The 17526-nt window shown below is 43.9% G+C and carries 11 protein-coding genes; 10 read left to right on the top strand and 1 reads right to left on the bottom strand.

Annotated elements, in window-relative coordinates:
* The first annotated feature begins 13 nt into the window (after positions 1–13).
* From FK220_RS05615 to FK220_RS05575, 9 genes are all read left to right on the top strand, one after another.
* On the top strand, positions 14–2281 hold the full coding sequence (locus tag FK220_RS05615; RefSeq protein ID WP_152573278.1) for a patatin-like phospholipase family protein: 2268 nt from the start codon (positions 14–16) through the stop codon (positions 2279–2281).
* Positions 2282–2487: 206 nt separating this feature from the next.
* Positions 2488–3630, top strand: coding sequence for a 4-hydroxyphenylpyruvate dioxygenase (gene hppD / locus FK220_RS05610; protein WP_152573277.1), 1143 nt, complete (start codon positions 2488–2490; stop codon positions 3628–3630).
* A 372-nt stretch (positions 3631–4002) separates the two neighbouring features.
* Positions 4003–4791 (top strand): DUF3108 domain-containing protein, encoded by a 789-nt coding sequence (locus tag FK220_RS05605; protein WP_152573276.1) that lies wholly within the window; start codon positions 4003–4005, stop codon positions 4789–4791.
* Positions 4792–4798: 7 nt separating this feature from the next.
* Positions 4799–5773: a tryptophan 2,3-dioxygenase family protein gene (locus tag FK220_RS05600; protein WP_152573275.1), complete on the top strand. Its 975-nt coding sequence runs from the start codon at positions 4799–4801 to the stop codon at positions 5771–5773.
* Positions 5770–7056 carry a M23 family metallopeptidase gene (locus tag FK220_RS05595; protein WP_152573274.1) on the top strand — a complete coding sequence of 429 codons (1287 nt, stop codon included), beginning with the start codon at positions 5770–5772 and terminating at the stop codon, positions 7054–7056. Before FK220_RS05600 ends, FK220_RS05595 begins: the two co-directional genes overlap by 4 nt.
* Positions 7057–7168: 112 nt before the next feature.
* Positions 7169–8806 (top strand): glucose-6-phosphate isomerase, encoded by a 1638-nt coding sequence (gene pgi, locus FK220_RS05590; RefSeq protein WP_152573273.1) that lies wholly within the window; start codon positions 7169–7171, stop codon positions 8804–8806.
* A 172-nt stretch (positions 8807–8978) separates the two neighbouring features.
* Positions 8979–12242 (top strand): TonB-dependent receptor, encoded by a 3264-nt coding sequence (locus tag FK220_RS05585; RefSeq protein WP_152573272.1) that lies wholly within the window; start codon positions 8979–8981, stop codon positions 12240–12242.
* Between the two features lie 106 nt (positions 12243–12348).
* Positions 12349–12789, top strand: a complete 441-nt coding sequence (locus FK220_RS05580; protein ID WP_152573271.1) for a hypothetical protein — start codon at positions 12349–12351, stop codon at positions 12787–12789.
* 63 nt (positions 12790–12852) lie between these two features.
* The gene (locus tag FK220_RS05575; protein ID WP_152573270.1) at positions 12853–13443 is read left to right on the top strand and encodes a 3-keto-disaccharide hydrolase; all 591 of its coding nucleotides are present in this window, start codon (positions 12853–12855) and stop codon (positions 13441–13443) included.
* Between the two features lie 114 nt (positions 13444–13557).
* Here FK220_RS05575 and FK220_RS05570 read toward each other — a convergent pair whose 3' ends face one another.
* Entirely contained in the window at positions 13558–14613 is a 1056-nt protein-coding gene (locus tag FK220_RS05570; protein ID WP_238718904.1) for an endonuclease/exonuclease/phosphatase family protein, read from the bottom strand.
* Between the two features lie 119 nt (positions 14614–14732).
* Here FK220_RS05570 and FK220_RS05565 point away from each other — a divergent pair, with 119 nt between their 5' ends.
* Positions 14733–17459 carry a TonB-dependent receptor gene (locus tag FK220_RS05565; RefSeq protein ID WP_152573268.1) on the top strand — a complete coding sequence of 909 codons (2727 nt, stop codon included), beginning with the start codon at positions 14733–14735 and terminating at the stop codon, positions 17457–17459.
* Positions 17460–17526 lie beyond the last annotated feature (67 nt).

Here is a 17526-nt window from a genome sequence, read left to right as displayed (position 1 = left end):
ACCAATAGCCAAGATGCTGAGATTTCTCGTTTTAATATATTTTTTGCTTTACACGGTTCTCGTAATCGGTCAAGGAACCGATGAAGCAGATCGACTTAAGGTGGGAGTAGTCCTGAGCGGAGGTGGCGCAAAGGGCATGGCCCACATCGGAACACTGAAGGTCATCGAGGAGGCAGGGATACAAATAGATTATATCGGAGGCACCAGCATGGGGTCGGTAGTATCGGCCTTATATGCCGCAGGCTATTCGGCCGTTGAACTCGATTCTATTTTTAGGGTTGTCGATTTCAGTGGATTGATCCAGGACAACCTCCCAAGAAGTGCCAAAACCTTTTATGAGAAGGAAGATTCGGAGCGGTATGCATTGACACTTCCTTTCGACAAATTCAAAGTATCGGTACCCCAGGCATTTTCAGGAGGTCAAAATGTATACAACGAATTGGTACGATTGTTATACCATGTCAAAGACGTCAGGGACTTCAGTCAATTGCCCATCCCATTTGTTTGTATTGCCACCAATGTGGAAACGGGTAAGGAGGTTTTGCTCGACTCAGGCTATCTTCCCCAAGTGGTCATGGCCAGCGCAGCGTTACCTTCGCTTTTTGAGCCGGCCAATATTGACGATCAAATCCTAATCGACGGGGGCGTTGTCAATAATTATCCTATAGATGAGGTAAAGGCAATGGGCGCCGATGTGATCATAGGATCTGACGTGCAACATGGGCTTTCCAACAAGGAAGACCTATCCTCCGCTACTGAAATTCTACAACAGGTCAATAATTATCGTACAGTTGCTGCAATGAAAGACAAATCCGTACGGACCGATATTTACATCAAACCCGATATCGGCGATTTTTCCCTAATCGATTTTCAGGCATACCAACAAATCGTGGAAAAGGGCGAGGAAGCGGCAAGGGGACATTTTGGCGAGTTAAAGAAACTTTCACGGTTCCAGAATAGTAAAAGAAATGCCGTTCAGCCTGTCGCGATCCAGGATACGCTCATTGTCAACCGGCTGATCATCACTGGTGATGTGGAAAACTATACCCGCGGATACGTTAAGGGAAAACTACGTTTCGATTTAGGTAAAAAAATTACTTTTAAGAAATTACAGCAGGGAATTAGCAACCTGGCGGCTACGGATAATTTTAAGACCATTCGATACAAGCTCCTACATAACGGTATAGGGGAAGATCTGGTATTACCTTTAAACGAGACAAGTGAAAAGACTTTTCTGAGGCTTGGGGCCCACTATGACGACCTGTACAAAAGTGCTGCCCTGATAAACCTTACCAGAAAGAACTTTTTAATGCGCGACGATGTATCCTCTTTCGACTTCATTTTAGGCGATAACATACGCTATAATTTCCAGTATTATGTGGATAAGGGATCATATTGGAGCTTTGGATTCAACTCGCGGCTAAACGATTTTGAGTATGAAATCGATTTCGGGCTCATTCGCAGTAATTTTGAAGTGCCACAGGGGCTCAATGTGAACAGTATCAATTTATCCGTTACCGATATTACCAACCAGATATACGGACAAACCGTTTTGCGGGAAGAATTTGCCTTTACCCTCGGGATGGAACATAAATTTCTAAAGTATAGTACCCGTACTTTGGGGGCCTTGGCCGATGAAGGGGTAGTAAGTACCTTGAGGATGGAAGATGGGAGAACCCTGTTCGAAAAAAGTAACTTCTATAGTGCATACGGCAAGTTGCAGCTAGACACTTACGATGATCGCTATTTTCCTACCAAAGGGTTGTATTTCAACGGAGATTTTCACTTCTACCTACTCTCCTCCGATTTTAATGGGAATTTTAAGGAATTCTCTATTGCCAAGGCCAGAATGGGGGCGGCGATTCCCCTGGTCCGGAATTTGTCGCTGAATGTAGAAACGGAAGGCGGATTCAAATTAGGCACTTCGAATGTGACCTCCTTCGATTTTGCCCTCGGTGGGTTCGGGAACGACCTCATCAACAATTTTGTGCCCTTTTTAGGCTATGATTTTTTAAGCCTTCCAGGAAACAGTTATGTAAAGGCCTATGGAAGACTCGACTTCGAATTTGCCCGCCACAATCATTTATTGTTTGCGGCAAATTATTCCAATGTCGATGACGATATTTTTCGTACGGGTGAATGGTTCACAAATCCGGATTTTTCGGGTTATGGAGTGGGATATGGATGGGAATCCTTTATTGGCCCCGTTCAGGTAATCTATTCGTGGACACCTGAAGGAAAGACCAGCAATTTATTTTTTAGTATTGGTTATTGGTTTTGAGCTTCTTAACATCAAAAGCCATTCTTTTTTCAGATATTTGTACCACGATGCTACAGCTACGAATTGATATCACCGCCCACTTAAGGGCCATGTGGTAAATGAAAGGGGCTCCCAACATTTCCATAAAAAGAGAAATCCCTCGAACCTGTTTATATTCCTTTGTAAGGATGTAAAACAATTATATCAATTCATAAAATTATTATAACATGTCAACAGTAGATAAAACTTCATTACAACTTCCTGTCGAGAATCCTGAAGCCGAGGATTTCCTACCCTTGTTAGGTACCGACTATGTAGAACTATACGTAGGGAATGCAAAGCAGGCCGCGCACTACTATATGGCCGCTTGGGGTTTTCAACCTTTGGCCTATGCAGGTTTGGAGACGGGTTTAAAGGATAAGGTGTCCTATGTGTTGCAGCAAGGAAAAATACGCCTAGTGCTTACTTCCCCTTTAAAATCCGGAGGCGATATCAACCGTCATATCGATGCACATGGTGACGGGGTGAAGGTAATCGCACTTTGGGTCGACGATGCCATTAAAAGTCATCGGGAAACTACTAAACGGGGTGCCGAAAGTTATTTTGAGCCTAAACGTATTTTGGATGATGAGGGTGAGGTCGTGTTATCCGGAATACACACTTATGGCGAAACTGTTCATATATTCGTGGAACGCTCAAACTACAAAGGCGTTTTCATGCCCGGGTATCAACCATGGGATCCCTTTTACCAACCGGAGGATGTAGGCCTGAAATATATAGACCATATGGTAGGAAATGTAGGTTGGAATGAAATGAACAAGTGGTGTGAATTCTATGCCAAGGTTATGGGATTTGCCCAGTTGGTCTCTTTTGATGACAAAGACATTTCCACGGAATATACGGCCTTGATGAGCAAGGTAATGAGCAATGGCAATGGAAGGATCAAGTTTCCGATAAACGAACCTGCAGAGGGTCGAAAGAAGTCCCAGATCGAGGAGTATATCGAATTTTACAATGGTGCCGGGGTGCAGCATATGGCATTGGCGACCGACAACATCATCGAAACCGTCACGGCGTTAAAAAACAGGGGAGTGGAATTTTTGACCGTTCCGGCCACTTATTACGAGGATGTGCTGGATAGGGTAGGTGAAATCGATGAGGATTTGAAGCCCCTGAGCGAATTAGGGATTTTAATCGATCGCGACGATGAGGGCTATCTGTTGCAGATATTTACCAAACCTATCCTGGATCGCCCCACCATGTTTATTGAGATTATTCAGCGAAAAGGCGCCAAATCTTTTGGAAAAGGAAATTTCAAGGCCTTATTCGAATCGATCGAGCGGGAACAAGCCTCCAGGGGCACGCTCTGATATGAGGTAAAGCCGGCTCGTAGTTTGAAGAAGACGTCTTACCCTAAAAATCTTAAAATTTTGACTAAAATTCCCTTACAGTGATAAATATCTGTTAAGAGGATAGTTAAAGTACGTTAAAAGGGTTTACAAGCTAGGGATCATATAGTAAATTTGTCAGCATAAGGGGTGGTTCCCTTATAACTTTAAGTATTGGTTTTTCATAATTTAAAGTTTGGTTGGTTATTTAGGAAAAGCCCTGATGTTTCATCAGGGCTTTTTTTGTGACCTTCACTTTCTCGCACAATACTTTGGAATAAAATTTGTTTTATTAACTGTAAGTTAAAACAGTTTTTCTGGCTGTTTTGCTAATTTTATCACGAATAACGGTTTATGAGAAAGCTTTACATATTTTTTATTTTGGCCGGTCAGTTAGTCTGGGCGCAAAATGGTGGGGACAATAACGAATCTGCCTTTAAGCCCGGGGAATGGCTAAAGTTTCGTATGCACTACGGCATTTTGAATGCCAGTTACGCCACATTGCACGTAAAGTCGGACAAAATCGAAGATGTTCCGGTGTACCACGTGGTCGGAAAAGGCAAGACTACGGGATGGGCCAGCATCTTCTTCAAGGTAGACGACACCTACGAAAGTTATTTTGGGAAAAAAGATGGTAAACCCTATAGATTTATAAGAAAGATTTACGAGGGGGGGTATACCAAGGATATTGAAATCGATTTCGACCATGAAAAGGACAAGGCAATTCTGAACGACAAAAAAAACAAGAAAAAGCATAATTTTGACCTTCAGGATAGCGTACAGGATTTGATCTCGGCTTTTTATTATCTTCGAAACAATTATGATCCCGGAGAGTTGGTCGAAGGCGAGGCCGTTAAGCTAAGGATGCTATACGATGATGACGGTATATTCAACTTTAAACTCAAGTATTTGGGCACCGAAGTATTGAAAACCAAATTCGGTAAAGTGGAATGTTATAAATTTAGGCCTTTAGTACAGTCCGGAAGGGTCTTTAAGGAAAAAGAAAGTCTTTCGTTGTGGGTGTCGACCGATGACAACAGAATTCCTATAAGGATCAAGGCAGATTTGGCGGTTGGGGCCATTAAGGCAGATCTCGATGCCTATAACGGACTTAAACATCAATTTAAGATAATAATGGATTAGCCTACATATGGACAAGAAGGAGCACATCGAATCCCAAATCTCAAAACTTGAGGAAAAGTACAAGGATTCGGGACAAGACTTAAGCTCCTATCTAGACGGTCTGCTATACCAGCGCTATCTCACCTACTGGGATTATATCCATTTAGATACATTGTTGAGCTTACAGGTACCAAGGACCTACTTCCCCGATGAAGAGATTTTTATCATGTACCATCAGATTACCGAACTCTATTTCAAGCTGATCTTGCATGAACAAAAACAACTGGTCGACGACAAGTCGCAGAATCTGGATTTTTTTATCGAGCGGGTAAGAAGGATCAATAGTTACTATCAGGCATTGATTTCCTCTTTTAGCATTATGATCAGAGGTATGGAGCGGGAGCAGTTTCTTCAATACCGTATGGCACTTTTACCGGCAAGCGGATTTCAATCGGCCCAATACAGAATGATTGAGATTTATGCGACCCCGATGGAAAATTTGGTCCACCATACCGAAAGGGCTCTTTTTTCTTCCTCAAACAGCATTGAGGAACTCTATGAGCATATTTATTGGAAAAAAGGAGCTACCGACCTTACCACCGGGGAAAAAACCTTGACCTTGAAACAGTTCGAGTATCGTTACACGCCGCGTTTAATACGAATCGCAAAGCAGGTCAAAAACAGCACTATCTATCACAAATTCCTACAATTACCCGAGGAAAAACAAGATAATAAAGTCCTTATTGAGGCGTTAAAGAATCTGGATATCAACGCAAATGTAAACTGGCCACTGATGCATCTTGGATCTGCCCACCGTTATTTGGGTAAGGATAAACAGGAAATCAATGCCACTGGCGGTACGAACTGGAAAGAGTATTTACCACCAAGTTTTCAAAAAGTCGTTTTTTTTCCTAAACTGTATACAAAACAAGAGTTAAATAATTGGGGAAAGCAATGGGTAGACCATATCTTTAACCCTCAAAAAGCCAAAGGCGTAAAATGAACAAATTCTGGGGCATTGTTTTACTGACTAGTCTTTTCGTTTCCTGTAAACAGGAGAAACTGTCGGAACCCGTAAAAAAAGAAATTGCCGAAGTAACAAAGGTGGTGGAAAAAGTGACCGCCAAACAGTTCGGATTCAATCTAGATGATTTTAAGGTAAAGATCGATACGGTAAAACGCGGTGATAGCTTTGGCGAATTGATGCTTTCCTATAAGGTAGACTATCCAAAAATCGCAAAGATTTCCCAAGACTTTAAAGATACCTTCGACGTTCGAAGAATTAGAGTGGGGAAACCCTATATGATACTGCAATCAAAAGATACTTCGGAAACCGCACAAGTATTCATTTATGAGAACGACCCCATCAATTATACGGTCGTGGATTTACGGGATAGCGTTGTCGCCTATAAAGAAAGGAAAAAGGTAAAGTACGTGGAGCGGGAAGCCTCCGGCATTATAGAAACATCCTTATCGGAAGCTATCCTAGCACAGGGAATCGATTACAATGTAACCAACAACCTTTCGGAAATATATGCTTGGACCGTTGATTTCTTTAAGCTTCAAAAAGGAGACAAATTCAAGGTGATTTATAAGGAAAAATTTATCAACGACTCGGTATATGCGGGAGCCGGACCAATCGAAGCTGCCTATTTTGAGCATAACGGTCGGCCTATTTATGCTTTTGCCTATGAGAACGACTCCTTGAAGAATATTGTGGATTACTTTGATGAAGAAGCCAATAACCTGCGAAGAACATTTTTGAGGGCTCCCCTAAAGTTCGGCAGATTGTCGTCGCGGTATAATTTGAAAAGAAGAATCCGTTATTACGGTAATCGCGTCCGACCCCATAGGGGAACCGACTATGCCGCCCCGGTAGGTACCCCTATATTGGCTACGGCAGATGGTACCGTAACCGAATCGACCCGTAGGGGGGGCAATGGAAAGTACGTAAAAATTCGTCATAACGGCACCTATTCTACCCAGTACCTTCATATGAGAAAACAAAAAGTGAAAAGAGGCGATTTTGTACGTCAAGGGGATGTTATCGGCTGGATAGGTATGACCGGAAATACCAGTGGCCCCCATGTGTGCTATCGTTTTTGGAAAAATGGTCGACAAGTAGACCCGCTTCGTGAAGATCTTCCCAAGGCCGAACCGCTGGCTGAAAGTTTACAGCCCGGCTACTATGAATATATCGAACCGATAAAAGATCAGCTAGATTGTATGGTCTATCCCGAACCGACGGAGGAAGAACAAAACGAAGATATGCTGACCCTCAATTAGTGACCGTCGGATTACGATTTCGTTAAGGGCTCCTGATTTCTAGGGAGAATGATTACTTTTGTTTCCCGTTTCGGGGAATAATATAATGATTCGAAAACCCTAAAATCATAAGATGGCACTAGCTAGCACCGATCCTACAACAACCGCTGCCTGGAAGAAACTACAACAACACCATAAAGATACCAAAGAGCAGCAGCTCAAGGAGCTCTTCGCTTCCGATCCAAAAAGGACCCATAATTTGAGCTTGAAATGGAACAATTTTTTGGTAGATTTTTCCAAGAATAGAATCACGGACGAAACATTGAACCTATTGATGCGTTTGGCCGATGAGGTGCAACTGAAAGCCGCTATCCAAAAATACTTCGATGGGGACACCATCAACGAGACCGAAGGAAGGGCGGTACTGCATACGGCACTTCGGGCGCAACCTACCGATACCATTTTGGTGGATGGTAAAAATGTAGTGCCGGAGGTGTACAAGGTTAGAGCCCATATGAAGACATTCTCGGAATCAGTGATTTCAGGAGAAAGAAGAGGATTTACGGGAAAGCCCTTTACCGATGTGGTGAATATCGGTATTGGGGGTTCTGATTTAGGGCCGGCAATGGTTGCCGAGGCTCTCAAGTTTTATAAAAACCACTTAAGGGTACATTTTGTCAGTAATGTCGATGGTGATCATGTTCGGGAAGTATTACGGGAGTTGAACCCTGAGACTACGCTCTTTGTCGTTGTATCCAAGACCTTTACCACCCAAGAGACCCTAAGCAACGCGACCACCATTAAGAAGTGGTTCTTACGGCATGCCGCACAGAAAGATATTGCCATGCATTTCGCCGCTGTATCGACCAATACTGAAAAAATAGCCGAGTTTGGAATAGCCCAGGAGAACGTATTTCCCATGTGGGATTGGGTAGGAGGCCGTTTTTCACTTTGGAGCGCTGTTGGACTTTCCATTGCCTTGGCCGTCGGGTATGACCATTTTGAATCATTGCTCGAGGGTGCCAATGAAATGGATAGGCATTTTAAAACCACGGCTTTTGATGAGAACATTCCGGTGGTCCTGGCGCTCTTGAGTGTTTGGTACAACAATTTTTATGGGGCGGAAACGGAGGCAATCATTCCCTATTCCCAATATTTAAGTCGATTTTCGGCCTATTTGCAGCAGGGAATTATGGAAAGTAACGGTAAAAGCGTCGACCGGAAGGGAAAGCGGGTCGACTACCAAACCGGGACCATCATTTGGGGCGAGCCGGGTACCAACTCGCAACATGCCTTTTTTCAACTGATCCATCAGGGAACCAAATTGATTCCTACCGATTTTATTGGGTTCAAACAATCGTTATATGGTGAGACCGACCATCATCAGAAACTAATGGCCAATTTTTTCGCTCAGACCGAAGCCCTGATGAACGGTAAAACCGAGGATGAGGTGAGGAGCGAATTGCAAGCGAAGAATATGTCGGGAAATGAACTGCAAAAGTTACTTCCATTCAAGGTATTTGAGGGAAACAAACCGACCAATACGATTTTGATCGAGAAACTTACCCCTAGAAGCTTGGGAGCCTTGATCGCCCTTTATGAGCATAAGATTTTCGTACAAGGGGTCGTCTGGAATATTTTCAGCTATGACCAGTGGGGGGTAGAATTGGGTAAACAGCTGGCGGGGACCATCTTGAAAGATATCCAGGGTTCGGAAATTAGCGATCACGATGCCTCTACAATGCAGTTGTTGCAATCTTTTAAGAAATAAAATACTACTTCCGTATTTCTTGATAAACTCTGATAACTTCCTGTTTTTCAATATTCAGGCTTGCCAATTTTATGTTAAATTTGCGCCAGCTAATTTAACATTAGCTTAATGCGGAAAGGCAAAAAATACTGCACTTTTGCGGAAAATTAAGCTAAATAAAACACGAGAACAGATGAGACAAAAGTACTTCGCATTGGTTGCGTTTTTCATGACCGCCATTGCATTTTCACAGGGTGTTACCACCTCGGCTATCGGTGGAAAAGTAACGGATAATACTGGGGAGCCTCTATTTGGTGCGAGTGTCGTCGCAGTGCATACACCTTCTGGCACTAAATATGGTGCGGCTACTGATTTTGATGGATTCTACCGCATATCTGGAATGCGTTCCGGAGGACCGTATCAGATAACCTATTCGTACGTTGGTTTTAATGAGGATACCAAAGAAGGTATTTATCTGAACCTCGGTGCTACCAATAAAATAGATGTTCAATTGGCCGAGTCGGCTACTGCCTTGGAGGAAGTGGTCGTAACGGCGACTTCCAATGGGGTTTTTGGTGCCAACAAGACAGGTACGGAGACCAACATCTCACAACGCCAAGTTGCGGTAACCCCTGCCGCATCGCGTAGTTTGGCAGATTTTGTGCGTTTAACGCCTCAAGCCCAGTTAACGGAGGGCGATGATGGGTTTTCAATTTCCCTTGCAGGACAGAATAACCGTTACAATGCCATTTATATAGATGGTGCGGTGAATAACGACGTATTTGGATTGGCAGGGTCCGGTACCAATGGAGGTCAAACCGGTGTGAATCCTTTATCGGTAGATGCCATTGAGACTTTCCAAATCAATATCGCCCCTTTCGATGTAAGACAATCTGGATTTTCCGGTGGTTCGGTGAACGCGATAACAAGGTCCGGTTCCAACGAGTTTGAGGGGTCTGCATATTTCTTTACAAGAAACGAGAATTTGGTTGCTAAAACTCCGTCCGCCCTTGTGAACGAAGGAGACGAGCGCGAAAAGGTTTCCGATTTTTCGGCTAATACGTATGGTGTTCGTATCGGTGGCCCAATTGTCGAGGACAAACTTTTCTTCTTCGTTAATTATGAACGAAACGAGACAGAAATCCCCCAGCCATTCATCTTTAGCAATTATACTGGACGCTCTTCAGAAGCCGATTTGGGAAATCTCAGTAATTTTTTACAGACCAACTACGGGTACAATCCTGGCATTTTCGACAACAACACCCGAACTTTGGAAAGTAATACCGTAGTCGCCAAGTTGGATTGGAATATCAATGAGAACCATAAAATGTCTTTGAGACACAGCTATGTTGGAGCAGAAAATTTGGAGGCGAGAAGTTCTGGAAATAGAAATATCGGTTTTATCAACGGCTCCGAGTTTTTTGAATCAAATACCAATTCAACGGCGTTGGAGCTAAATTCACGTTTTGGAAACAAGTTTAGCAACAACTTGGTAATCGGGTACACGGCAGTTCGAGATGATAGGGATCCATCAGGAGACCCTTTTCCAACCGTTGACATTCAGGATGGGAACGGTACCATTTCATTTGGATCGGAGCCTTTTTCCACGGCCAATTTGCTGAACACCGATTATTTGACAATTACCAATAATTTTGAAATATATGCCGGAGCCCATACGGTTACCCTTGGGGCAAACTTGGAGTTTGCTACGGTTAAGAACTTGTTTTTCGCATTCAATTACGGAGATTATACCTTCGAAGATCAATTTGATGACGATGGTAACCTGTTATCCAGTGGACTCAACCAATTCCTAACAGGTGAAGATGCCGATGTTTATCAGCATGGGTATTCTTTAGTGGGTAACGGTTCCGTAGGTGATGAATCGAGCGGTTCTGCCGATTTTAAAACGTTTCAAGCAGGCTTTTACGTGCAGGATGACATACAATTGACAAGCGATTTCAAGGTGACCTTGGGTGCACGTATCGATATCCCGCGATGGGAAGATGGTACGGTCAATGAAGATTTCAATACGCGAACCGTCGCATTGTTAGAGGGCGCCGGGAAGAACCTTCAGGGAGCACGGGTAGGCCAAGGAGTCGGTACCGCCATGTTTGCTCCAAGATTGGGATTCAACTGGGACCTCAATGGCAATAGATCAACGCAGATTCGAGGTGGTCTTGGAGTGTTTACCTCGAGATTACCGCTGGTTTGGCCAGGAGGTAGCTATAATAACAACGGGGTAACCGGAGGTTTTATGTTCGAATTCGGTCAGGAGTTCGAACCAAACATCAATGACCAATTTGAAGATCCAGCACCTGGTTCGGGCGGTCTGGGGGGTAATATCGATTTGATTGCCGAGGATTTCAAATTGCCACAGGTAATGAAATACAATATAGCCGTTGATCAGAAGCTTCCTTTCGCAGGATTGATATTTTCAGCAGACTTTTTGTATACCGATATTATTACGGATATCTATTATGAAAATCTCAATATAGGGGCTCCTGAAGGATTCTATCAGGGTGCCGACAACAGACCGTTTTACAATCGTTCCAACAGGATCGACGGCACCTATCAAGGAATTTACTTGGCATCCAATACAGGAGGGGGCGACGCGACCAACCTGACCTTGACCCTGAGAAAACCTTTTGAAAACGGTTTTGCAGGGTCGGTGTCTTATACGTACGGGGAATCCAACAAGATTTTTGATGGTACCTCATCACAAAACAGTTCACAATGGAGAAATATCCAAACGGTCAACGGTAAGAATTCCAACCTGCCCGTAACGCGGTCCGATTTTGCTCTGGGGAACAGGATTGTGGCAGACGCCTCCTATCAAATAAGATGGAATGACAATCTAAAAACAACAGTGGGACTGTTATACCAAGGATTTCAAGGGGCTCCCTATAGCTTTGTCTATAATGAAGGACGTGACTTGTTGAACGATGACTCTAGGGATAATGCCCTCATCTATGTCCCGGCAAGTCAGAGCGAAATCAGCCTCGTAAACTTGACAGACAGTAGCGGAAACATTATAGCAACCCCGGAAGAACAATGGGCCGCATTGGATGCCTTTATCGAAAATGACGATTATCTAAGTGAAAGACGGGGAACGTACGCCGAAAGAAATGCTACCCGAGGTCCTTGGAGCCACATCGTGGACTTGAAATTTTTACAGGACTTTAGCTTAACTTTCGGGGAGAAGAAACATACGTTCCAAATATCTGCCGATATCTTCAACTTTACCAACTTCCTTAACAAGGATTGGGGTAGGCTCAAGTTTGTGGGTGAAGAAGTTCGACCATTGACTACCGTATCTACAGGGGACGTACCTACCTTCAACTTGAATACCGGTGCCGTTAATTTGGACGGATCTCCCAACTTTTTGGAGTTCGACGATGAAGGGATACAATCTTCTAGATGGCAGGCGCAATTGGGTATCCGTTATATATTCAATTAAGTTGAGCCGTTGGTTTGAAAATGTATACATAGGACTAAACCCCGACTTAAGTTCGGGGTTTTTTATGCCCAAAAATCATTACATTTAGTTCGTAAAATCAAAACCTATGTACGAAACCATACAAGCCGTTCATTCCTATCTCGCCTATATAGTACTCGCCCTCCTCTTCTTGGCCGTGGCCAATGCCCTTATCGGATGGATGGGGAATAAAATCTTCAATCTGAACAAAGATTTTCGACTCAGCCTTTTCACGTTGATCCTATCACATATTCAACTGGTAGTCGGGCTTATCGTATTCTTTATTTCCCCCAGTGGATTAAAGGCTATCCAGACTTTGGGTATGGGTGGACTGAACGCGCCGGCCCGTTTGTTGGCCGTTGAGCATCCCTTTATCAATATCGTCGCTATTGTACTGATTACCATCGGCTGGTCGCGCCATAAGAAGTTTATGGAAGGCAAAAGAAAATTCAAGAGTATCGCCATTTTCTATGGCCTGGGACTCATCCTTATCCTTAGCCGTATTCCTTGGAATCAATGGTTTAACTAGTCCTACTGGTTTCCGTGTAGACGGAAATCTGGGTAGGTGTAATTCGAATTTAAAAAACCAACCATGAAAAGTTATCTGCTTCTTACAATCCTTCTTTTCTCGACGCTGCTCTGCGCCCAACAAAAATTACTCTTTAACGGTAACGACCTTAGCGGTTGGACCGTTTATGGCACCGAGTTATGGTATGTCGAAGATGGGGAGTTGGTCTGCGAGAGCGGCCCGGATGCACAATACGGTTATCTGGGAACCGATGGGCATTACAAAGATTTTGAGTTGTCGTTGGAGTTCAAACAGGAGGCCGATGGAAACAGTGGGGTCTTTATCCGTTCCACGGTCGAGGGTACCAAGGTAAGCGGTTGGCAGGTAGAGGTAGCTCCCCCTGGCCATGACACCGGAGGTATCTATGAGTCCTATGGTCGCGGTTGGTTGATCAAACCCGCTCCCGAAAAAGACAAAGTACTCAAAAAAGGGGAATGGAACCAGATGAAAATCCGCGTGGTAGGTGATACGGTTACCTCGTGGTTAAACGGAACCGAAATGGTAACCCTTACCGATGAAAAAATCGGCGCCGGGGAAGGCGGTATCGCCCTCCAAATCCATGATGGCGGTGGTATCAAGGTGAAATGGCGGAATATTAAAATACAAGAATTGTAATTCCTGTAATCCCACATCATACCTTGTCCGTGATGTATTGACAAGGGAAATACAAGAGCGCCGACCGGCGTATTGGTCGGCACCTGAACACCGATCCTTCCTAAACAAAAGGCGTTACTTTTCCTTATTAGGTATTTTCTTCTTTATCAGATACACATACACCGGAAAATGATCGCTGTACCCACCTATGTAAGTGCCTCCGGCATAGGTACGAAAAGGGTATCCCTTGTAGCGCCCCTTCTTGGTCACCAAATAGGGAGCGGTAAAGACATCGGCTTTCCAATACCGAAAGCCTTCACCTTCCTGTCTCACCAGATTGGAAGTGAGCAATAGTTGGTCGAATAAATTCCATCGGTCTCTGTAGGCCAGGGAACCGATACCTTTTGTAAACAGATTTTCCATAGGGTTGAATAACTCCCCTTCTTCCAATCGCTTTTTCTTTCCTTCGGTCTTCAATACCTTTTTTAGGCTGTCATCGATGGGGTCATCGTTCAGATCACCCATACTGATTATTTTGGAAGATAGATCCAATCGCCGTAGGGAATCAATGATACGCTTGTTCAATTTCGCTGCCGCTATTCTATTTGGTTTACTGCGCAATTCGCCGCCACTTCTGGAGGGCCAGTGGTTGACTATAAAATAGATCTTTTCATTATCAAGGAGACCACCGACCACCAACTGGTCCCGGGTATAGTTACGTTCTTCTTCCTCGTCAAAAATTAGAAGTCGATGGCTGGCAAAGGAGACGGGTAAGAAAGCTGCCCTCTTGTAAAGTAATGCGACATCGATTCCCCGTTCGTCGGGCGAATCAAAATGCACGATACCGTAATCTTTGTCACGTAGGTTCCTATGGTTTACCAAATCCTCGATTACACCGAGATTCTCTACCTCGCAGATTCCTATGATATCCGGTGAGGTCTGGGTCACTTCTTTGCCTATTTCGGAAAGGACCTTGGAAATGTGGAACACTTTTTTCCAATACCGCTCATCCGTCCATCGATCTTTACCCTCAGGAGTTCTATCGTCATCAAAAGTCAAGGAGTCATTTTCGGTGTCGAACAGGTTCTCCACATTATAGAAGGCAATCGTTCGTACTTTATATTGGTTACCTTCCTGCGCGGTTATATGATATACCGTAAGGAAGAAGAAAAAAGTAAGAATAAATTTCATAAAATAAAGCATACATCATTGTTAATTAACGAAAAAACTGTCAATTATAAAGGATTAATCGCTAATCTCTGGCAATTTATGGATATATTGAAGACGATTGACCAACCAACCTTTAATACATGCGGTTATTCATCGCCCTATCCTTTACCTTGTTTTTCTTACAGGGTGTTTATGGCCAAGAAACGGTCGAAATCAAGGGAACCGTTCTGAGCAGCCAATCCCAGGAACCTTTGCGTTTGGTACAGGTGACTTTGGAAAGTGCTGGAGTTACCACGACCACGGATACTATGGGTGGTTTTCAGCTGATGACCGAACGGGAGGGGAGTTACATTATGCAAATTTCCCTACAGGACTACATATCAAAACGAATTCCTATAGAGCTCGAAGGCAACAATATCGATATGGGCGCGCTTTATCTCGAAAGTGATATCACATCCGAACAGACCGACAATCTTATCTCATTGACCGACTCCGAATTGTTCGATGACGAGGTTAGCGCGAGTTCTACCGCCTTGCTGCAAGGAACGAGGGATGTTTTTCTAAATACGGCCGCTTTCGATTTTGGTCAAGCTTTTTTTCGCGTTCGTGGGTACGACTCTCAAAATGGTAGGGTACTGATTAACGGGATTCCCATGAACAAGTTTTTCGATGGTAGGCCTCAATGGAACAATTGGGGTGGGCTTAACGACGTGACACGAAATCAACAATTCACAAATGGTTTAGATCTATCGGATTTCACTTTTGGAGGTATCCTGGGTACCACCTATATCGATACCCGACCTTCGGGACTACGGCCCGGAATGCGCATCTCTTCCTCGGTGTCCAATCGCACGTATGCAGGTAGGGTGATGGCGACCTACACGTCAGCACAAGAAAAGGGACTGGCCTATAGTTTTTCCGGTTCCAGAAGATGGGCGAACGAAGGCTATATCGAAGGTACGCTCTATGACGCATTTTCATTTTTCGGAGCGGTGCAATATGCCTTCAACGACCAAAATAGCATTAACTTGACCGGTATTTTCGCCTCCAACAGACGTGGACGTTCGTCTGCGATCACCGAAGAGGTATTTGAACTTGTCGGCAATCGGTATAACCCGTATTGGGGGGAACAGGGAGGTGATATCAGAAATTCCAGGGAACGCAAAATAGCGGAACCCATGCTACTATTGAATCATTATTATGAATCGGAGAAGTTTAACCTAACTACGGGAATCGCCTATCAATTCGGCACCAATGAAAGAAGCAGGCTTGGGTACTACAATGCTCCCAATCCGGACCCTAGTTACTATCGGTACTTGCCTAGTTTTTATATCAATAGCCCGATCGGGGCCAATTTCAGAAGTGCACAGCTTGCCGAGGAAGGTTTTTTAATCGATCCGCAACTGGACTGGGACAAAATGTATAGGGCAAATACGGGAGGGAAAGCGGCCTATGTGCTGTATGATGACACGGTCGATAACCACCGTTTAAGCGTAAATACCATTGGGAACTGGAATATCTCCGACAAGTTACAAGGTGATTTTGGCCTAACATATCAGCAACTTAAATCGGATAATTATGCACAAATCAATGATTTATTGGGCGCGATTTTTCATGAAGACATTGATCCTTTTTCAAATACCCTAAACGACCTAAACGGTATCGTACAAAAAGGGGAAGGTGCTATTTTCAACTATCGGTATCGAATCGTGGCCTCCCAATTCAACAGTTTTGCCCAGTTGCGCTACAAACGAAATAAATGGAACGCATTTCTTGCGGGAAATTATTCGGCAACCAATTATCAACGGGAGGGTCTTTTTCAAAATGAACGATTCATTGAAAGTTCCCTTGGAAAAAGTGAGATGGTACAGTTTATCGATTACGGCCTCAAAAGCGGGTTTACCTACTTGATAACTGGAAGACATTGGATTACTGCCCAAGGAGCTTTGTTGACCCGCCCCGTGGTGTTACAAAATGTTTTTGTGAACCCGAGGGAAAATAATCAAATCGTTCCGGATATCATGAGCGAGAATATATCAACAGTAGATTTAAACTATTTTCTTCGCCTTCCCAAACTAACCGGAAGGCTTAGCGCATTTTATACCCGTTTTCAGAATACTACCGATATCAACTTCTTTTTTGTGGATGCGGGTGTGGGTTCCGATTTTGTCCAAGAAGTACTGACCAATTCAGACAAGCTACATAAGGGGTTGGAGTTAGGGTTGGAATACCAATTGTCTTCCTCGGTTAAAGTAAGCTCGGTTGCAGCTGTGGGTAGTTATCGCTATGCCAGTGACCCGGACGTATCCATTAATTTTGATACGGCAGGTGCCTCCGAAGATGTAATCAATCCCGATGGAAATATCGATTTGGGAGTAGCTCGTATAAAAAACCTAAACTTGGGACAAGGCCCACAACAGGCTTTCTCTTTGGCCATCGAATACCGAGATCCCAACTATTGGTGGTTGAAGGCAAGTGCGAACTATTTGGCCGATAACTATGCCAACATTTCGACTATCACCCGTACCCAAAGCTTTTATCTTAATCCGGAAACTGGACGACCCTTTCCCGATGCCACCCAAGAATACGTTGATAAGTTGTTAAGACAAAAACCCTTGGACAATTTTTATTTGCTAAATCTGGTCGGGGGTAAATCCTGGTTGAAAAAAGGAAAGTATCTCAGTGTGTTTGCAAGTATCAACAATGTATTCAATACGGTCTTCCGAACGGGGGGCTACGAACAAAGCAGGAATGGCAATTTTGAACAGTTACGGCAAGATAACCTTAGCGGTGTGCCGTCTTTCGCCCCCAAGTATTGGTATGGCTATGGACGTACCTACTTTTTGAATGTGGCATTCAGTTTTTAGAGGACCCCGCATCGGGCTACTGTCACCGCAAGGGTACTTTAGGGGTATAGTATGGATATTGATTAGA

The organism is Pelagihabitans pacificus (assembly GCF_009371985.2).
Lineage (GTDB): Bacteria > Bacteroidota > Bacteroidia > Flavobacteriales > Flavobacteriaceae > Pelagihabitans > Pelagihabitans pacificus.
This window is presented reverse-complemented; position numbering and strand designations above follow the sequence as displayed.